This is a genomic window from Streptomyces sp. DI166, assembly GCF_900091315.1.
Classification (GTDB): Bacteria; Actinomycetota; Actinomycetes; order Streptomycetales; family Streptomycetaceae; genus Streptomyces; species Streptomyces fuscus.
Genome location: NZ_FLSP01000006.1, coordinates 1 through 18,559, shown reverse-complemented (window position 1 = coordinate 18,559; position 18,559 = coordinate 1). Strand labels below are relative to the sequence as shown.

Annotated in this window: 15 protein-coding genes; 9 read left to right on the top strand and 6 right to left on the bottom strand. The window is 70.8% G+C overall.

What is annotated here, in order from left to right; translation table 11 throughout:
• The first annotated feature begins 2 nt into the window (after window positions 1–2).
• Together GA0115233_RS04550 and GA0115233_RS04545 are read left to right on the top strand one after the other, a co-directional pair.
• Window positions 3–2,432: a glycoside hydrolase family 2 protein gene (locus GA0115233_RS04550; protein ID WP_093718764.1), complete on the top strand. Its 2,430-nt coding sequence runs from the start codon at window positions 3–5 to the stop codon at window positions 2,430–2,432.
• Window positions 2,429–3,457: a LacI family DNA-binding transcriptional regulator gene (locus tag GA0115233_RS04545; protein ID WP_093718763.1), complete on the top strand. Its 1,029-nt coding sequence runs from the start codon at window positions 2,429–2,431 to the stop codon at window positions 3,455–3,457. Before GA0115233_RS04550 ends, GA0115233_RS04545 begins: the two co-directional genes overlap by 4 nt.
• A gap of 67 nt (window positions 3,458–3,524) precedes the next feature.
• Here GA0115233_RS04545 and GA0115233_RS04540 read toward each other — a convergent pair whose 3' ends face one another.
• A complete protein-coding gene (locus GA0115233_RS04540; RefSeq protein WP_093718762.1) occupies window positions 3,525–4,481 on the bottom strand; it encodes an ROK family protein in 957 nt (318 codons plus the stop codon).
• Between the two features lie 65 nt (window positions 4,482–4,546).
• Window positions 4,547–5,752, bottom strand: coding sequence for a mannose-6-phosphate isomerase, class I (gene manA / locus GA0115233_RS04535; RefSeq protein ID WP_093718761.1), 1,206 nt, complete (start codon window positions 5,750–5,752; stop codon window positions 4,547–4,549).
• Between the two features lie 427 nt (window positions 5,753–6,179).
• Between manA and GA0115233_RS04530 the strand changes: the two genes are divergently transcribed.
• Both GA0115233_RS04530 and GA0115233_RS04525 read left to right on the top strand, forming a co-directional pair.
• Entirely contained in the window at window positions 6,180–7,481 is a 1,302-nt protein-coding gene (locus tag GA0115233_RS04530) for a cellulase family glycosylhydrolase (RefSeq protein WP_093718760.1), read from the top strand.
• A gap of 97 nt (window positions 7,482–7,578) precedes the next feature.
• The gene (locus GA0115233_RS04525; RefSeq protein ID WP_176711641.1) at window positions 7,579–7,878 is read left to right on the top strand and encodes a hypothetical protein; all 300 of its coding nucleotides are present in this window, start codon (window positions 7,579–7,581) and stop codon (window positions 7,876–7,878) included.
• Here GA0115233_RS04525 and GA0115233_RS04520 read toward each other — a convergent pair.
• Complete coding sequence (locus GA0115233_RS04520; protein ID WP_093718871.1) at window positions 7,850–8,776, bottom strand: ion transporter; 927 nt, start codon at window positions 8,774–8,776, stop codon at window positions 7,850–7,852. The two genes, GA0115233_RS04525 and GA0115233_RS04520, sit on opposite strands and share 29 nt — an antisense overlap.
• A 189-nt stretch (window positions 8,777–8,965) precedes the next feature.
• On the opposite strand from GA0115233_RS04520, the gene GA0115233_RS04515 reads away from it, so the two are divergent.
• A complete protein-coding gene (locus GA0115233_RS04515; protein WP_093718759.1) occupies window positions 8,966–9,190 on the top strand; it encodes a twin-arginine translocase TatA/TatE family subunit in 225 nt (74 codons plus the stop codon).
• A gap of 94 nt (window positions 9,191–9,284) precedes the next feature.
• Here the strand turns inward: GA0115233_RS04515 and fusA are convergent, their stop codons facing one another.
• Window positions 9,285–11,345: an elongation factor G gene (gene fusA, locus GA0115233_RS04510; protein ID WP_093718758.1), complete on the bottom strand. Its 2,061-nt coding sequence runs from the start codon at window positions 11,343–11,345 to the stop codon at window positions 9,285–9,287.
• Window positions 11,346–11,789: 444 nt separating this feature from the next.
• Between fusA and GA0115233_RS04505 the strand changes: the two genes are divergently transcribed.
• Window positions 11,790–12,965: a UDP-N-acetylglucosamine--N-acetylmuramyl-(pentapeptide) pyrophosphoryl-undecaprenol N-acetylglucosamine transferase gene (locus tag GA0115233_RS04505; protein ID WP_093718757.1), complete on the top strand. Its 1,176-nt coding sequence runs from the start codon at window positions 11,790–11,792 to the stop codon at window positions 12,963–12,965.
• Between the two features lie 89 nt (window positions 12,966–13,054).
• Here GA0115233_RS04505 and hppD read toward each other — a convergent pair whose 3' ends face one another.
• Together hppD and GA0115233_RS04495 are read right to left on the bottom strand one after the other, a co-directional pair.
• A complete protein-coding gene (gene hppD, locus GA0115233_RS04500) occupies window positions 13,055–14,260 on the bottom strand; it encodes a 4-hydroxyphenylpyruvate dioxygenase (RefSeq protein ID WP_093718756.1) in 1,206 nt (401 codons plus the stop codon).
• Window positions 14,261–14,426: 166 nt separating this feature from the next.
• Window positions 14,427–15,092 carry an IclR family transcriptional regulator gene (locus tag GA0115233_RS04495; protein ID WP_093718870.1) on the bottom strand — a complete coding sequence of 222 codons (666 nt, stop codon included), beginning with the start codon at window positions 15,090–15,092 and terminating at the stop codon, window positions 14,427–14,429.
• Window positions 15,093–15,342: 250 nt separating this feature from the next.
• On the opposite strand from GA0115233_RS04495, the gene GA0115233_RS04490 reads away from it, so the two are divergent.
• The 3 genes from GA0115233_RS04490 to fahA all read left to right on the top strand — a co-directional run.
• A complete protein-coding gene (locus tag GA0115233_RS04490; protein ID WP_093718755.1) occupies window positions 15,343–16,524 on the top strand; it encodes a homogentisate 1,2-dioxygenase in 1,182 nt (393 codons plus the stop codon).
• Window positions 16,521–17,384: a hypothetical protein gene (locus GA0115233_RS04485; protein WP_093718754.1), complete on the top strand. Its 864-nt coding sequence runs from the start codon at window positions 16,521–16,523 to the stop codon at window positions 17,382–17,384. Before GA0115233_RS04490 ends, GA0115233_RS04485 begins: the two co-directional genes overlap by 4 nt.
• Window positions 17,381–18,559, top strand: a 1,179-nt coding sequence (gene fahA, locus GA0115233_RS04480; RefSeq protein WP_093718753.1) for a fumarylacetoacetase, incomplete at its 3' end; no start/stop codon positions are given. The genes GA0115233_RS04485 and fahA, both read left to right, overlap by 4 nt.

Below are 18,559 nucleotides of genomic sequence, written 5' to 3'. Positions count from 1 at the left end.
ACATGAAGGAAGTCGTCCAGCTCGCCGAGGGGTGGAGCCTGGGGTACGACGGCAGCGCTCTGCCGGCCCGGGTGCCCGGCTGCGTCCACACCGACCTGCTCGCGGCCGGGGAGATCGAGGACCCGTTCCTCGGCCTGAACGAGCACGACGTGGCCTGGGTGGGCAAACGCGCGTGGACCTACAGCCGGCACATCGACGCCTCCGACACCTCCGCGCAGCGCTACGAACGCACCGACCTGGTCTTCGAGGGCCTCGACACCGCCGCGGTGATCACACTGGGCGACCGCGAGCTGGGCCGGACCCGCAACATGCACCGCACCTACCGGTTCGACGTCACCGGGCGCCACGGCGGCCTGCACGTGGAGTTCGCCTCGGCCTACGACGAGGCCGAAACCGTACGCGCGATGGTCGGGGACCGGCCCAATGTCTATCCCGAGCCCTTCCAGTACATCCGCAAGATGGCGTGCAGTTTCGGCTGGGACTGGGGCCCGACCCTGGTGACGGCGGGCATCTGGCGTCCGGTCCGCCTGGAGCGCTGGTCCACCGCGCGGCTGGCGCAGGTGCGTCCCCTGGTGACCGTCGTGGACGGCGAGGGGCGCGTCGAGGTGCAGGTGGAGATCGAGCGGACCGGGCAGGGCGCCGGGCGCCGGCTGTACGTCCAGGCGTCCGTGGGCGGGGCGCGGGTCGGCACCGCTGTCGACGGCGACCGGGCCACGCTCACCCTGCGGGTCCCGGATGTCGAGCTGTGGTGGCCGCGCGGTTACGGCGACCAGCCGCTCTACGACCTGGAGGTGACCCTCGGCGAGGACGCCGACGGTGCCGGGGAGCGGACGCTGGACTGGTGGCACCGGCGCGTGGGCTTCCGTACCGTCGGGATCGACCGGTCGGCCGACGAGCGCGGCACCGGCTTCACCCTCGTCGTCAACGGCGTGCGGATCTTCGCCCGCGGCGTCAACTGGATCCCCGACGACGTCTTTCCGTCCCGCGTCACCCACGAGCGCTACCGGACGCGGCTGACCCAGGCGGTCGACGCCAACGTCGACCTGGTGCGGATCTGGGGCGGCGGCATCTACGAGGACCACGCCTTCTACGACATCTGCGACGAGCTGGGCCTGATGGTCTGGCAGGACTTCCTGTTCGCCTGCGCCGCCTACCCCGAGGAACAGCCCCTGCGCGGGGAGATCGAGGCAGAGGCGCGCGACAACGTTGTCCGGCTCATGCCCCACCCCTCCCTCATCCTCTGGAACGGCAACAACGAGAACCTGTGGGGCTTCCGGGACTGGGACTGGGAGCCCGAGCTCGCCGGGGACTCCTGGGGCGAGGGCTACTACCTCGGGGTGCTGCCGCGTGTGGTGGCGGAGCTCGACCCGACCCGCCCGTACACCGCGGGCAGTCCCTGGTCCGGCTCCTGGGACCACCACCCCAACGACCCCGGCCACGGCACGTACCACTCCTGGGAGGTGTGGAACCGGCAGGACTACGCCGAGTACCGGGCGAACGTCCCGCGCTTCGTCGCCGAGTTCGGCTGGCAGGGTCCGCCCGCCATGGCCACGCTGCGCCGGGCGCTGCCCGGTGAGCGGCTCGCCCCCGACTCCCCCGGCATGCTCCACCACCAGAAGGCGGAGGACGGCAACGGCAAGCTCAACCGCGGGGTGGCCCGGCACTTCCCGCTGCCCGAGGACGACTTCGACCGCTGGCACTACCTCACCCAGCTCGTCCAGGCCCGGGCCGTCGCGGCGGGTATCGAGCACTGGCGCAGTCACTGGCCCGAGTGCGCGGGCACGGTGGTGTGGCAGCTCAACGACTGCTGGCCGGTGAGCTCCTGGGCCGCCGTCGACGGCGACGGCCGCCTCAAGCCGCTCCACCACGAACTGCGCCGGGTCTACGCCGACCGCCTCGTCACCCTCCAGCCGGGCACCGACGGCCCGATTCTGGCGGTCGTCAACCAGACGGCCCAGCCGTGGCAGGCCTCGGTGACCCTGCGCCGCGTCCAGGCGGACGGGGCCGTGCTGGCGGACGAGGTGGTCGACCTGACCGTGGGCGCGTACGCCGTGCACCGGCAGCCGGTCCCGCAAGAACTGGTGCCGGACGCGGCATCCGGCAAGGAGTTCCTGGTCGCGGACGAGGGGGACCTGCGGGCGGTGCACTTCCCCGTGACCGACAAGGACTTCGGCTACCCCGTCCCGGACTACGACGTCACGGTGGCGTCCGTGCCCGGCGCTGATGACGGTAGTCTCGACGTTGTGGTCACAGCACACACTCTTGTTCGGGACCTCCTGCTCCAGCCCGACCGGCTCGGTCCGGAGGCCGTCTGCGACACCGGGCTGCGCACGCTCCTGCCCGGCGAGCGAGCCGTCCTCAAGGTCAAGGGAGCCAAAGAGACCGGTGCCAACGCCGTACGCGCGGCCCTGTTCTGTGTGGAACCGGCGTGAGCGCACCGACCGAGCGGATCACCATCAAGGACGTCGCCGCGGCCGCCGGCGTCTCCAAAGGGGCTGTCTCCCTCGCCTTCAACAACAAGCCGGGCGTTTCCGAGGCCACCCGCGAGCGGATCTTCGCGGTGGCCCGGGAACTGGGCTGGGCGCCGAACTCCTCGGCACGCAGCCTGTCCCGGCAGGCCGTCGACACCATTGGTCTCGCCATTTGCCGCCCCGCCCGGCTGCTGGGCCTTGAGCCCTTCTACATGGAGTTCATCTCCGGCATCGAGAGCGTGCTGGCCGAGCGCGACTGCTCGCTGCTGCTGCGCCTGGTCGGCTCCGTGGAGGAGGAGATCCAACTGCAGGAGCGCTGGTGGCGGGAGCGGCAGATAGGCGGCTCGATCCTGGTCGACCTGCGCAAGGACGACCCGCGCATCGCGCCCCTGCGCAAGTCCGGTCTGCCCGCCGTCGCCGTCGGGCACCCGAGCCTGACGGGCGGGTTCCCGTCGGTGTGGACCGACGACGCCACCGCGGTCGGCGAGGCGGTGCGCTATCTGGCGGCCCTGGGCCACCGGCGCATCGCACGCGTCGGCGGCCCCACGGGGCTCGGGCACAGCGCGATCCGTACCGAGGCCTTCGAAGCGGTGATGGCCGAGCTGGGTCTGGGCCCCGGTGTGCACGTGGAGACCGGCTTCTCCGGCGAGGAGGGCGCGCGGGCGACCCGTTCGCTGCTGCTGTCGTCGAACCGGCCCACAGCCATCGTGTACGACAACGACATCATGGCGGTCGCGGGGCTCGGCGTGGCCACCGAGATGGGCGTCTCCATCCCGGACGAACTGTCCCTACTGGCTTGGGACGACTCCCAGTTGTGCCGGCTCACCCACCCGACGCTGTCGGCGATGAGCCATGACGTGCATTCGTTCGGCGCCCAGGTCACCCGGGTGCTGTTCGATGTCATCGCGGGCCAGGAGGCCGTGTCCCAGCCCGCGGCGCTGCCGCAGTTGGTGCCCCGGGGGTCGACCGCGCCGCCTCGTTCCTGAGGTGCCGAGCGGTGAGGGGCCGTGGCTGTCGTGCCACGGCCCCCCTTTCGCGTTCGGACGCCGGCCGTCAACCGGACACGTACACGGAGCCCTGCTCGGTCATGCGGGCCCGGGCGGCGGCCGCCGCGCCGACGAGCCCGGCGTCCCGCGCCAGTGCGGCGGGCCGCACTGTCACGTCGCGGGCGAAGTCGAGGACCGCGAACGAACGCAGGTGCCGCCGCAGAGGCGTGAACAGCACGTCTCCGGCCTGGGCCACTCCCCCGCCGATCACGGCCACCTCGATCTCCAGCAGGGTGGCGCTGCCCGCGATCGCGGCGGCCAGGGCACGGGCGGACCGGTCGTACGCGGCGAGGGCGCGTGCGTCCCCGACACGCGCGGCCGCCGCCACCGCCGCCGCGGTCGCCGCCTCCCCCTCCCTCGGCACCCATCCGGCCTGCACGGCGTGGCGGGCGATCGCGGTGCCGCTGGCGTAGCTCTCCACGCATCCCCGTGCGCCGCACGCACAGGGCGGGCCGTCCATGGCCACGGAGATGTGCCCGATGTGCCCGGCGTTGCCCGACGGACCGGGATGAAGCCTGCCGTTCAGGACGTAGCCGCCGCCCACTCCGGTGGAGACCACCATGCACAGCGCGTTGCCGACGCCCTGGGCGGCTCCCCGCCACTGTTCCGCGGCGGCCACGGCCACGGCGTCCCCGATCAGTACCGGGTCGATTCCGTCGAAGAGCATCGGGTGGGCCCGCACGCACTCGACCAGGGGAAACGCCCGCCAAGCCGGTATGTTCACCGGGCTGACCGTGCCGTGGGCGGTGTCCACGGGGCCCGCGCTGGCGATACCCATGCCGCGGACGGTGCCCCAGGCCGGATGGGCGGCGAGGCGGTCGATCACCGCGTCGACGGTCCCGGTCAGCCGGGAGACCGACTCACGGGCCGGGGTGGGCAGTTCCGCCCGGGTCAGGATGGCGCCCGCGTCGTCGATCAGCGCTCCCGCGATCTTCGTGCCGCCGATGTCGAGTGCTGCGTACACCTGTCTGCTCTCTTCTCTGGTCTGTGTGTTCCTGTCCGAGGGGGTGCCGATGTGCGACAACGTTGTCACAAGTGCGCTTGGAAGCCGGTACCGGCCACGAAGAGGATGCCGGCCCCCTCCACGGTGATGCCGCGGTCCGAGTCGGGCAGAAAGCAGGAGGCGCCGGCCCGCAGACCGAGGACTTCCCCGCCGGATCCGCGCAGCAGGGCCTCACCGGCCGCACACAGGGCCACGCGCGGCCCGACCGGCGGCAGCAGGGGGACCGCTTCGGCGGTGACAGCCGTACGGAACAGGGCGAATTCCTCGGCCGGGCAGTCGAAGATCTCGGTCCGCGGATTCCCGTCGACGGTCCGGGGCTTCACCACGGGAACCCGGACTGTCGGGTCGACGATCCTGAGCAGCTCCGGAACGTTCACCGCTTTCGAAGTCAGGCCCGCGCGCAATACGTTGTCGGAGGCGGCCATGACTTCGACGCCGAACCCCCGCACGTAGGCGTGGAGTCCACCTGCGGGCATGTACAGCGCCTGCCCCATGTCGACGACCTGATGCCGCATCAGCAGGGAGGCCACCAGTCCGAGATCGCCGGGGTGGTGCTCGGCCATGCGGACCACGGCACCGTATGCGTCCGCGTACGCGCCGGGCTCGTCCGCCTTCACGGCGCAGGCGTCCACCACAGCGGCCACGAAGGCCCCTTGGCGGTCGGCGGGCCACTCCAGCAGGGTCCGCAGCGCGCGCGTGAGCGCGGAGTCGTCGGTGCCGGCCGTCAGCAGCGCCGTGACGGGGGCAATGTCGACCAGGCCGAGTCCGTCGAGGACGGCCGCGGCTTCCTCACGCGTCCGGAATCCAGCGAGGACCTCGAACGGGCTCAGCGCACAGAGGAGTTCCGGCTTGGGCCAGTCGTCTGCGTAGGGGCCGTCCGGCGCGCCCTCGCCCGCCTGGGACTTGCACGCGGCCTCCGCCTGCCTGCGGTCGGGGTGCACCTGGATCGACAGGGGCTGCTCGGCCGCGAGCACCTTGAGCATGAAGGGAAGGCGGGAGCGGAAGCGCGCGACGCACTCGGCACCGAGTTCGCGTTCCGGAGCCTCGCTCACCACGTCCGTGAGCGTGCGCGTCCGCCCGTCCCGGACGAGGACCGACGGTCCTGCGGGATGCGCCCCCATCCACAGTTCCGCCTCCGGTCCCGGGGAGGGCGAGACGCGCCCTTGCAGGCGGGCCAGGGCTTCGCGGGAACCCCAGGCGTAGGGCTTGATGATCGGTTGCAGTAGATCCACGCGGTTACGTTAACGGTGGATGGATGGTTTACCGATCGGGGGCAGCTTCCGTTATTAAACCGGTATAGATCGACGACATCCAATGAACCCCTCCAAGCACACTCCACGCTTCACCGAGAACGGCATTGACCGGCAAAGTAGGGGAACTTGAGCGATGCAGGCAAGGACTTCGACGCGCACGGAATCGGTTTAGCAAATTTTAGCTCGCGCCTCCCTGTGCATCGCGCGTAGAAATGAAACATGATTGTCGCGCCTATTGACATGACCGAAACATTCAGTGCTCTCATAAGGACGTCGGCGCGCCCTTTGCAGCCCCGGCCTGATCCCCCATCAGACACAGCTGTCCCCTGCCTGATTACAGGTGGGACAACGTTGTCAGAGCCGTGCGCTGAGTGCGCAATCCGTTTGATGTTCCCCAGGGAGTGACATGAGAAGTCAACGCAGAAGTCCGCTGCGCGGAAGGCCGTTCCGCTACTCCGTCGCCGCGGGTCTGACCGCTGTGCTCGGCCTGTTGCTGTCCTTGCTCGGCAGCGCGTCCGGTGAGGCCGAGGCCGCCGCGACCGGCCTGCGGGTCAGTAACGGCCGTCTGTACGAGGCGAACGGCAAGGAGTTCGTGATGCGGGGCGTCAACCACGCGCACGCCTGGTACCCGCAGGAGACCGACTCGATCGCGGACATCGCCGCGAAGGGTGCGAACACCGTCCGCATCGTGCTGAGCAGCGGTGACCGCTGGACCAGGACCACGGCGTCCGAGGTGTCGTCGCTGATCGGCCAGTGCAAGGCGAGCAAGGTCATCTGTGTGCTGGAGGTGCACGACACCACCGGCTACGGCGAGGACTCGGCGGCGGCCTCGCTCGACCAGGCGGCGAACTACTGGGTCGGTATCAAGAGCGTGCTCTCCGGCCAGGAGGACTACGTCATCGTCAACATCGGCAACGAGCCCTACGGCAACAGCGGTTACAGTGCCTGGACCAGCGCCACCAAGGGCGCCATCGTCAAGCTGCGCAACGCCGGCATCAACAACGCGCTGATGGTGGACGCCCCCAACTGGGGTCAGGACTGGTCGAACACCATGCGTGACAACGCCTCCTCGGTGTTCGCCGCGGACCCCGACCGCAACACCATCTTCTCCATCCACATGTACGGGGTGTACGACACGGCTTCCGAGGTCCAGAGCTACCTCAACACCTTCCGGAGCAACAACCTGCCCATCGTCGTGGGCGAGTTCGGGGACCAGCACAGCGACGGCGACCCCAACGAGGACGCCATCATGTCCACCGCGCAGTCCCTGGGCATCGGCTACCTCGGCTGGTCCTGGAGCGGCAACGGCAGCGGCGTCGAATACCTCGACCTGGTCAACGGCTTCAACCCCAACTCGCTGACGAGCTGGGGCCAGCGGCTCTTCAACGGGGCCAACGGGATCGCCGCCACGTCGCAGCGGGCGACCGTCTACGGCGGCGGGAACAGCGGAGGCGGCAGCGGCACCGCCCCGAACGGTTACCCGTACTGCGCGAGCAGCTCCTCCGACCCCGACGGGGACGGCTGGGGCTGGGAGAACAGCGCCAGCTGTGTCGTCCGCGGAAGCGCCGCCGACGGCGGAAGCGGCAACGGCACCGCGCCCAACGGCTACCCGTACTGCGCGAGCAGCTCCTCCGACCCCGACGGAGACGGCTGGGGCTGGGAGAACAGCGCCAGCTGTGTCGTCCGCGGTGGAGCGGCGGACCACTGAGTCCGTGAACCGGCCCCGCATCTGGAGTGCGGGGCCGGTTCTGACCCGTCAGCTCGCGTCCTGCGAAGGGCTCGCACCGGTCGAAACGCTCCCGGCCGTGCTGCGCTCAGCGGGGTGCCCGGTCGAGGAGTCCGTGCACCTGGTGCGCCTTCTCGTGGCCACGCTGATCGGCACACTGCTGCGGGAGGTTCAGGCCGGCCCCACCTTCGGCATCGCCGACCAGGACGGCATCGCCGTGCGGCAGCGCATGCTGGAGGACTCCCGCCTGCCTCATCTGGCCGAAGCCGCCCCGTATCTCGCACGGTTCGATCGCGAGGCGGAGTACCGGTACACCGTTCAGGCCGCCACGGCGCTGGTGCTGGAGCGGGTCAAGGCAGGCGCGCGCCCGATGAGTTGAGGCCTCGGGCGAGGTCGCGTTCGAGGTCGTCCAGGGCACGGCGGGCGGTGGCTATGCGTGCGAGTAGCAGGTGGCGTTCCTCGGGCGCGGCCGGCAGAGCAGCCGGACCAGGTGGCTCCAGGCGCTCCATGTCCCGAGTCTCCTCGCGCTCCATGTCCCGCGCCTCGTCGAGGGAGGTCAGGACGACTCCGATGAGGACGTTGACCAGGACGAAGGAGGCCAGCAGGACGTAGGAGGCGTAGTAGAGCAGGCTCCAGCGGGAGATCTCCATGCCCGCGTGCACGGCGTCGCCGATGCCGTCCAGGGTGACCAGGAGGAAGAGGGTGAGGGCCGCACGGCCCAGGGAGCCGTAGTGCTCGGGGTCGCTGCGACCGAAGAAGACCCACCCGAGCATGGCGTACACGTACAGCAGCAGGGCGCCGACGAGCAGGAAGCTGAGCGTGCCGGGCAGGCTGCGGCCCACCGCGACCAGGACGACGCGGAGTTGGGGCAGGAAGCGCGCGGTGCGCAGGACCCGGGCCAGGCGCAGCAGCCGTAGAACGGTGGTGTTCTCGCGTACGACGGGCAGGAAGGCGCACAGGACCACGGCGAGGTCGAAGAGGTTCCACGGCGACTTGAAGAAGTCTTTGGGTCGGTCGGCGTGGGCTGCCAGGCGCAGGAGGATCTCGACGGTGAAGGCGGCGAGGCAGGTGTGTTCGGCCAGGCGTAACCAGCGGCGCCAGTCGTCGGCCAGTCCGGTGTAGGTCTCCACGCCCAGCAGGGCGGCGTTGGCCAGGATGACGGCGATGACGGACAGCGCGAACCACCGGGCCTCCGTGAGGGAGCGGCAGCGGCGGGCCAGGTTCTGGCGGGTGGACGGGGCCGTCGCCTCGGCCCTTGGATCGTGGTGGTCCGGCATCGTGCTGTACTTCTGTTCCTTCACGCGCTGCAGATCCCGTCGCGGCCAACGAGGCCGGAATGCGGGGTTGTTGGGTGATCACCCCCCAGGGGATACTTCTACAGCATTGTAGATTGCGGCTCGTCGCCGGTACGCCGGAAGTCGGTCGCCGTCCGCCACCGGACGCCTCTACCGGAAGAGAGCAGCATCATGTTCGGCTTGAGCGAACTGGCCGTGGTCCTCGTCGTCATCATCGTGGTCGTGGGCATCAAGAAGTTGCCCGAGCTGACGCGTTCGGCGGGCAAGGCCGCGCGGATCCTCAAGAGCGAGGCCAAGGCGATGAAGGCGGAGCACTCCTCCGAGGCGCAGTCGGGTCAGGGCCGGGTCGTGCCGGGAGTGGTTGTCGAGCGGGACGACCCCTCCCCGCGGTCGTGAGCCCTGGGCACCCATACGGCATGCGGCCCCGGACGAGAAGTCCGGGGCCGCATACGCCCGTTACCGCCGGCCTAAACCTCAGGCCGGCGGTCGGCTACCGGGCTCCCGCCGCCAGGCCCTGCGGTACCTCCGCGTAGCCCGCCGGGCGGGTGGTGAACGTGCCCCGACCCTGGGTGCGTCCGCGCAGGCGGGTGGCGTAGCCGAACAGTTCGGCCAGCGGCACGGTGGCGGTCACGACCGCCGTGCTGCCGCGCATCGCCGACGCCGACACGCGTCCGCGGCGCGCCGCGAGGTCGCCCAGGACCGTGCCCACGCAGTCCTCGGGCGCGGTCACCGTCACCTCGGCGACCGGCTCCAGGAGCCGCAGTTCACAGGCCCGCAGGGCTTCGCGCAGTCCGAGCCGGCCGGCCGCGCGGAACGCCAGTTCCGAGGAGTCCTTGACGTGCGTGGACCCGTCGGTGAGCGTGACCCGCACACCGGTCACCGGATGACCGCCCAGCGGACCCTCCGCCATTGCGTCCCGGCACCCGGCCTCGACCGCGCGCACGAAGTCCCGCGGCACCCGGCCACCGACCACCGTCGAGGCGAACGCGAAACCGTCGCCCTCCTCCAACGGCTCGACGTCCAGCACCACATGGGCGAACTGCCCGGCGCCGCCGTCCTGCTTGACGTGCCGGTACACCAGACCCGTGACCCCGCGGACCACGGTCTCCCGGTACGACACCTGCGGGCGGCCCACCGAGACCTCCAGGCCCCGCTCGCGGCGCAGTCGCTCCACGGCCACCTCCAGGTGGAGTTCGCCCAGGCCCGACAGCAGGGTCTGGCCGGTCTCCGGATCGGTACGCACGACCAGCGACGGGTCCTCGTCCGCGAGCCGGGCGAGGGCCGAGGCCAGCCGTTCGGTGTCCTTGCCGAGGCGTGCCTCGACGGCCACGGACACCACGGGGTCGGCGGTGCTGGGCGCCTCCAGGACGAGCGGCGCCGAGGGGGCGCACAGTGTCGTACCGGCGCGCGCGGACTTCGGGCCGATCACGGCGACGATGTCCCCGGCCATGGCCGCGGATGTCTCCGTGTGCCGGTCCGCCTGCACGCGCAGGATGCGGCCCACGCGTTCGATGCGTCCGACGCCCGTGTCCAGCACGGTGTCCCCCTTGATCAGTACGCCCGAATAGATCCGCAGGAACGTCATCCGGCCCGTCGGCGCCGCGTGCACCTTGAACGCCAGCGCGACCAGCGGCGCCGCGGGATCGGCGGCCCGCTCCTGCTCGGTGCCGTCGAGCGTGCCGCGTACGGGAGGGACGTCCGCCGGTGAGGGCAGGTACGCCACCACGGCGTCGAGCAACGGCTCGATGCCACGGTTGCGGTACGCCGAACCGCACAGCACCACCACGGCCTCGCCCGCGACGGTCACTTCGCGCAGTGCCGTGCGCAGGGTCACCTCGGAGACGGTGCCGTCGGCGCAGTACTCCTCCAGCGCCCGCGGGTGCAGTTCCGCGACGGCCTCGTCCAGCGCCCGGCGGCGGCGCAGCGCCTCGTCGCGCAACGCGTCGGGCACGGGGCGTTCCTCGTACGTGCCGGTGTCGCCCGGCCACACCAGGGCCCGCATCCGGACCAGGTCGACGACGCCCGTGAACCGCTCCTCGCTGCCGATCGGCATCTGTGCGACCAGGGGCGTGGCGCCCAGGCGTTCGCGGATGGACGCGACCGCCGTGTCCAGGTCGGCGCCCGCGCGGTCCATCTTGTTGACGAACGCCAGGCGCGCGACGCCGTGCCGGTCGGCCTCCCGCCACACCGCCTCGCTCTGCGGCTCGACCCCGGCGACGGCGTCGAACACCGCGACCGCGCCGTCGAGGACGCGCAGCGAACGCGTCACCTCGTCGGCGAAGTCCACGTGGCCCGGGGTGTCGATGAGGTTGATCCGGTGCCCGTCCCAGTCACAACTGACGGCCGCGGCGAAGATGGTGATGCCCCGGTCGCGTTCCTGGGAGTCGAAGTCGGTGACGGTGGTGCCCTCGTGCACCTCGCCCCGCTTGTGGACGGCGCCGGTCAGGAACAGGATCCGCTCCGTGACGGTCGTCTTGCCGGCGTCCACGTGGGCGAGGATGCCGAGGTTGCGAACGGTCTGCAGAGCGCGGGGTGTTGGGTCAGTACGCACGGCCTTGAGGCCCTTCTACGTGAGTCGTGTCATGAGTGATGAGCGGGCGGCGCGATGGGACGGACGAGAGCCGTGGAACACGCCCTGCGGCACACCGGGAAGGGCCGGTTGGCGGGCAGGACTCAGTGACGGTCTACGACCGGGAACTCCAGTGCCGGGCGCGCAGCGGGCACCGGACTCACGAAGACACGAGGATCACGTCGAACCGTGCCCAGGGGGTGGCGACAGCGGTGACAGTACGCACGGCTGGTCTCCCCTCACTTCTGAACTCGGAACACGTAGGGCGCTGCGGCCGCTTCGGGCCGGGCGCATGTCGAGAGTGTAGGGATCAGGACGGGAGCGGGCACGACATTTTCCGCGTCCGCGTCCAAGGACGCCTTCTCAACTGTCCCTCGGGGGCGTGAGTTTGCAGGGAGCCAGGCTCAGGCCAGTAATGTGCGCCGAGTGAGGAATGAACCCAGGCACCCCGGCACCTTCCGTCTCATCGTCACGGGAGGAGGCACCGGCGGCCATACGTACCCCGCGCTCACCGCGATCCGCACCCTGCAGAACCGGCTGGCGGTCGAGGGCAGGAGCCTCGACGTGCTGTGGATCGGTACGGCCGAGGGTCTGGAGGCGCGGGTCGCGCGCGCCGAGGGGATCCCGTTCGCGACCGTGGCGACGGGGAAGATCCGCCGTTCGAGCAACCCGCTGAAGATGATGTCGGCGGCGAACATGCGGGACATGGCGCGTGTGCCGCTGGGTGTGGCACAGGCGCGGAAGCTGGTCGCGGACTTCCTGCCGGACGTGGTCCTCGCCACGGGCGGCTACGTGGCGGTCCCCGCGGGCTTGGCCGCGCGCATGTGCCGACGTCCGCTGGTGCTGCACGAACAGACGGTCCGCCTGGGCCTGGCGAACCGGAAGCTGGCCGGTTCGGCGACGCGGATCGCGGTGTCCTCGGAGTCGACGCTGCCTCTCCTCGCGGCGGAGGTGCGCGGTGCCGCGGTGGTCACCGGCAACCCGATCCGCCCGGAGGTACTGACCGGACACGCCGACAAGGCCGTCCAGTCCCTGGGCCTGCACGGCTTCGACCGACGGCTGCCGACCGTGTACGTCACGGGCGGCGCGCAAGGGGCCCAGCAGATCAACGGAGTTGTCCGCGACTCCCTGTCCTGGCTGCTGGAGGGCGCGAATGTGATCCACCAGTGCGGCCCGGACCATGTCGAGGAGCTGCGACGGTACGCGACGGCCCTGCCCGCCGGGCTCGCCGCCCGCTACTACCTCACCGGCTTCGTCGGCCCGGAACTGCCGGACGTCCTCGCGCTGGCGGACATCGTCGTGTCGCGCAGCGGCGCCGGAACCCTGGCCGAGCTGACGGCCCTCGGCAAGCCCGCCGTCTTCATCCCCCTCGCCACGTCGGCGGGCAACGAACAGGCGCACAACGCGAGCCACTTGGAGGAGTCCGGGGCTGCCGTCGCCCTGCTGGGCGACGTCACCGCCGACCGCCTCCGGGCAGCTGTGGGCCCACTGCTGGCCGACCCCGCGCGGCGCGAGGCCATGGCTCGCTCTGCGCGGGCGCTGGGGAGGCCTGACGCGGCGGACAGGCTGGTGGACGTGGTGCTGGCCGCGGCGGCGGGCTGACGGGAGCGCGATCAGCGGAAGGCGGGACGCGGGTCGGGACCACCGCCGCACCGGCAGTGGTCCCGACCCGCGTTACCGGACAGGCCCGGTCAGAAGTTGCCCCGCTTCGCCTGCTCCCGCTCGATCGCCTCGAACAGGGCCTGGAAGTTGCCCTTGCCGAAGCCGAGGGAGCCGTGGCGCTCGATGAACTCGAAGAAGACGGTGGGACGGTCGCCGATCGGCTTGGTGAAGATCTGCAGGAGGTAGCCGTCCTCGTCCCGGTCGACGAGGATGCCGCGCTTGGCGAGCTCCTCGATCGGCACGCGGACCTCGCCGATGCGGGCGCGCAGCTCGGGGTCGGTGTAGTAACTCTCGGGCGTGTCAAGAAATTCGATGCCCTTGGAGCGCAGGACGTCGACGGTCCGGACGATGTCGTTGGTGGCGAGCGCCAGGTGCTGGGCGCCGGGGCCGCGGTAGAAGTCGAGGTACTCGTCGATCTGCGAGCGCTTCTTGGCGACCGCCGGCTCGTTCAGTGGGAACTTCACACGGTGGTTGCCGCTGGCGACGACCTTGCTCATCAGCGCCGAGTACTCGGTGGCGATGTCGTCGCCGATGAACTCGGCCATGTTGGTGAAGCCCATGACACGGTTGTAGAAGCCGACCCACTCGTCCATGTTGCCGAGCTCGACGTTGCCGACGACGTGGTCGAGGGCCTGGAAGACGCGCTTGGGCTCGTCCTCGGGCTTCACGTAGCCGGAGCTGCGGGCGACATAGCCGGGCAGGTAGGGGCCGTTGTAGCGGGAGCGGTCCACCAGGGTGTGGCGGGTGTCCCCGTAGGTGGCGATGGCCGCGATCCGGACGGTGCCGTGCTCGTCGCTGACGTCGTGCGGCTCCTCCAGCACGGTCGCGCCCTCCGCGCGGGCGTGCTTGATGCACCTGTCGACGTCGGGCACCTCAAGGGCGATGTCGATGACGCCGTCACCGTGGCGGCGGTGGTGGTCGAGCAGCGGGCTGTCCGGGTCGACGCCGCCCTTGAGGACGAACCGTACGGCGCCGGAGCGCAGGACGTACGCGTGGTGGTCGCGGTTGCCGGTCTCGGGGCCGGAATAGGCGACCAGTTCCATGCCGAACACCGTCTGGTAGTACAGCGCGGCCTGGGTCGCGTTGCCCACCGACCAGACCACCGCGTCCCACCCGGTCACCGGGAAGGGGTCGCCCTCGGCGTCGTACTCGACGAGCCCGACCAGCTGCTTGAGCTGCTGCAGATCGAGGTCCGCGAGGCGCTCCTGGCTGGTGAGGGTCTGCTCGATGCTCATGCGTCATCCCTTTCGGTGCGTGTTTCCAGCGCGTGGCGGTAGAAGACACCGGGATCGGCCGCCTGCACAACAGTTGGGTTGTTGGCTGTTCAAGGTGCTCAGTTTGCCTGCCGTAAGGGCGGCTCGCATGTACAAATTGCCCAGTGGAGAGGGGTCCGGCAGGGCCTCACCTCGAACGGGCCAGCCGTGCCGCCGCCTCCTTCACCAGAGCCGCGACCGACTCGACGTCGAACTCGTGCATGGCGACCACGCCGACCGACGCACCCGCCGCGCCCGGCACCTCGAACCCCGCCGCGATCCCCGTGGCCCCCTGCTGGAGCTGCCCCGAGGTGAGGCTGTACCCGAGTTCCCGGGCCCGGGTCACCTCCTCGGAGTCGTCCGGGTGCGGCGGCTGGAGCGCGAGGATGGCGACACCGTTCGCCCCCTTCTCCAGCGGATGCCGCACGCCGATCCGGTAACCCACCTCGACCGGCCCCTGCTGCACGGCCGGCCGCGCCCCCGCCACCGGCACGCACTCCCGCGCCCCGTGCGCCACCGTCAGGAAGGCGGACGTACCGGTGGCGTCGGCGAGTTCCTGGAGCACCGGCTGGGCCGCCGGTACGAGCTGCTGCTGGAACCGTCCCGCCAGCGCCGCGGCACCGGCACCGAGCCGCAGTCGCTTGCCCTGCCGGGAGACCAGCGCGTGCTCCTCCAGCGTCTGCACGATCCGGTACGCGACGGCCCGGTCGATCCGCAACTGCGCCGCGAGGTCGGCCACGGTCAGACCGTCGGCCGCCCGGGAGACCAGGTCCAGAGCCCGCAGCCCGCGATCCAGACCTTGCAGCGTGGCCATCAGCACCTCCTGATCCCACGCGGCGCGCGGGAATCCCATCAGATCGTCTTCGGGCGCCACGTTAGGCCACCTGACGCACACCGGAGGCGCACCGGCGTCCGACCGGCCGCCTTGACTGGGCCGCCGCCCGGGACCTAACTTCCAAGTGTTTCCACGAACGCACAAAATTGTGCGCTGAACGCACACTCCCCACTGAGTGCACACTCCGCGCTGCACGGCACCACGGCTCCGAGTCCTGAGGAGAAGAGACATGCCGTACTACCACCGGGCGGGCTCGGTTCCGCCTAAGCGGCACACCCAGCACCGGGACCCGGACGGGAACCTCTACTACGAGGAGCTGATGGGCGAGGAGGGCTTCTCCTCGGACTCCTCGCTGCTCTACCACCGGCACATCCCGTCGGCGGTGCGCGCGTACCGCGTGTGGGACCTCGGCGACCAGTCCCTGGTGCCCAACCACCCCCTGATCCCCCGCCACCTGTCCACGCACAAGCTCTTCGCGGACGGCGACCCGGGCATCGACGCGGTGACCGGCCGCCGCCTCCTGCTCGGCAACGACGACGTACGGCTCGCCTACGTCGCGGCCGACGCGGTCAGCCCGTACTACCGCAACGCCATCGGCGACGAGTGCCTGTACATCGAGGACGGGCGGGCCCGCGTGGAGACCGTCTTCGGCGACCTGGAGGCCGGCGACGGCGACTACGTCATCGTCCCCCGGGCAACGACGTACCGGATCGTCCCCCACGGCGTCGTGCGGATCTACGCCATCGAGGCCGCCTCGCACATCGGACCCGCCCGCCACTACCTCTCCAAGCGCGGCCAGCTCCTGGAGCACGCGCCGTACTGCGAGCGCGACTTCCGCCTCCCGGAAGGGCCCAGGGCCGTCGACGGCGAGGACGTCGAGGTGCACATCAAGCACCGCGGCCCGGGCGGGGTCGTGGGCACCGTCCACACGCTGCCCCACCACCCCTTCGACGTGGTGGGCTGGGACGGCTGCCTCTACCCGTACGTGTTCAACATCCGTGACTTCGAGCCGATCACCGGGCGCGTCCACCAGCCGCCGCCGGTGCACCAGGTCTTCGAGGGCAACAACTTCGTGATCTGCAACTTCGTGCCGCGCAAGGTGGATTACCACCCGCTGGCCGTGCCGGTGCCGTACTACCACTCCAACGTCGACTCCGACGAGGTGATGTTCTACTGCGGCGGCGACTACGAGGCCCGCAAGGGCTCCGGGATCGACCAGGGTTCGATCTCCCTGCACCCGGGAGGGCATCCGCACGGCCCCCAGCCGGGCGCGATGGAACGGTCGATCGGCGTGGACTTCTTCGACGAACTCGCCGTCATGGTCGACACCTTCCGGCCCCTCCGACTCGGTGAGGCCGCCCGCGCGTCGGACGACGGGACCTACGCCTACTCCTGGGAGCAGAACCGATGACTCCGCAGATCCCTCCCGTGCTCGCCGGCCTGTTCGACGACGCGGCGGTCTTCCCGCCCGGCAGCCTGCCCCTTGAACAGGCCGTCGCGGCCCACGAGGCGCACCGACGGGGCGCCCATGGCGATCTGGTGGGTGCGTTCGTGCTCGCCGCCAAGGACGTGGGCCGGCTTGCCGAGTTGACCGCCGGTCTGCCCGAGGGCTCCTTCGCCCTCTCGGTGACCGTCGCGCTGCCGGGTGTCGCCGATGCGGTCGCCGCGGCGCGGCGTGTCCCGGCCGTGCGGCTGGCCGGACTGGAGGTCGCGGTCCCGGACGGGGTCGCCGCTGAGGCGGTCGTACCCGCGCTGCGCGCCGCCCTCGGCGATGACGACCTGACCGTCTTCGTCGAGGTTCCGCGCGACACCCGGCGCGAGCCGCTGCTCGCCTCGCTGGCCGGGACGCCGTACCTGGCGAAGTTCCGCACGGGCGGTGTGCGTGCCGATCTCTACCCCGACGAGCACGAACTCGCCTCGGCCGTCCTGGCAGCGGTACGGGCCGGGGTGCCGTTCAAGGCGACCGCGGGACTGCATCACGCACTGCGCAACACCGACCCGGAGACGGGTTTCGAGCAGCACGGGTTCCTGAACCTGCTGCTGGCCACGGACGCCGCGCTGAAGGGCGCGGACGAGGCGGAGGTGGCGCGGCTGCTGGCCGAGCGTGACGGCGGACGGATCGCCGAGCGCGTACGGGCCCTCACGCCCGAAGTCCGTGAGGTGTTCCGCTCCTTCGGTACCTGTTCCGTGGCCGAACCCGCCACCGAGTCGGCCGCTCTCGGCCTGCTGCCCGCCGCGACCGTCGCCGACCTGACCGAGGTATCCGCATGACCAGCACCACCCGCCTGACCGTCCCGGCCGACTCCCTCTTCGGCCTGACCAACCTGCCCTACGGCGTCTACTCCGTGCCGGGCCAACAGCCGCGCGTGGCTACCCGCTACGGCGACCACGTCATCGACCTGGCCGAGCTGCTGGGCGATGACGTGTTCGCGCGGCCGAGCCTGAACGACTTCATGGCGCAGGGTTACGCGCGCTGGGTCGAGGTTCGCGCGGCGCTCACCGAGGAGCTACAGGGCGAGATCCCGGTGGCGGCCGTGCACGACCTGGACGCGGTGACGCTGCATCTGCCGTTCGAGGTCGCCGACTACGTCGACTTCTACGCCTCCGAGCACCACGCCTCGAACCTGGGCAGGCTGTTCCGGCCCGACAACCCGGACCCGCTGATGCCGAACTGGAAGCACCTGCCGGTCGGTTACCACGGCCGGGCCGCGTCCGTCGTCGTCTCGGGCACCGACATCATCCGGCCCTCCGGCCAGCGCAAGGGCCCGCAGGACCCGGTACCGGTCTTCGGCCCGTCGACCCGCCTCGACATCGAGGCCGAACTCGGCTTCGTCGTCGGCACCGGCAACGCCATGGGCGAGTCCATCGGCACCGAGGAGGCGGACCGGCACATCTTCGGCGTGGTCCTCTTCAACGACTGGTCCGCCCGCGACATCCAGGCCTGGGAGTACGTCCCCCTCGGCCCCAACCTGGGCAAGTCGTTCGCGTCGACCATCTCGCCGTGGGTGGTGCCGCTGCTCGCCCTGGACGCGGCGCGGGTCCCGACTCCCGTTCAGCAGCCCGCAGTTCTTCCGTACCTGCACATGCGGCAGCCGTGGGGCCTCGACGTCGACCTGACCGTCGCCTGGAACGGCGAGGTCGTCTCCCGGCCGCCGTACGCCACCATGTACTGGTCCCCCGCCCAGATGCTGGCCCACCAGACCGTCAACGGCGCCCCCTCCCGCACCGGCGACCTCTTCGCCTCCGGCACGATCTCCGGCCCGGAGAAGGACCAGCGCGGCGCCTTCATCGAACTCACCTGGGGCGGCAAGGAACCCATCACGGTGGGAGGTCAGCGGCGCACGTTCCTGGAGGACGGCGACGAGATCGTCCTCACCGCGACGGCGCCGGGCGCCGATGGCACGCGGATCGGTTTCGGGGAGGCCCGGGGTCGCATCATCAGCAGC

Bases quoted from the DNA above. Each gene is read 5' to 3' on its own strand.
- GA0115233_RS04530 (WP_093718760.1), top strand. From the start codon at position 6,180: ATGAGAAGTCAACGCAGAAGTCCGCTGCGCGGAAGGCCGTTCCGCTAC.
- hppD (WP_093718756.1), bottom strand. From the start codon at position 14,260: ATGAGCATCGAGCAGACCCTCACCAGCCAGGAGCGCCTCGCGGACCTC.
- GA0115233_RS04485 (WP_093718754.1), top strand. From the start codon at position 16,521: ATGACTCCGCAGATCCCTCCCGTGCTCGCCGGCCTGTTCGACGACGCG.
- GA0115233_RS04495 (WP_093718870.1), bottom strand. From the start codon at position 15,092: ATGGCCACGCTGCAAGGTCTGGATCGCGGGCTGCGGGCTCTGGACCTG.
- GA0115233_RS04520 (WP_093718871.1), bottom strand. From the start codon at position 8,776: ATGCCGGACCACCACGATCCAAGGGCCGAGGCGACGGCCCCGTCCACC.
- GA0115233_RS04490 (WP_093718755.1), top strand. From the start codon at position 15,343: ATGCCGTACTACCACCGGGCGGGCTCGGTTCCGCCTAAGCGGCACACC.
- GA0115233_RS04550 (WP_093718764.1), top strand. From the start codon at position 3: ATGAAGGAAGTCGTCCAGCTCGCCGAGGGGTGGAGCCTGGGGTACGAC.
- GA0115233_RS04515 (WP_093718759.1), top strand. From the start codon at position 8,966: ATGTTCGGCTTGAGCGAACTGGCCGTGGTCCTCGTCGTCATCATCGTG.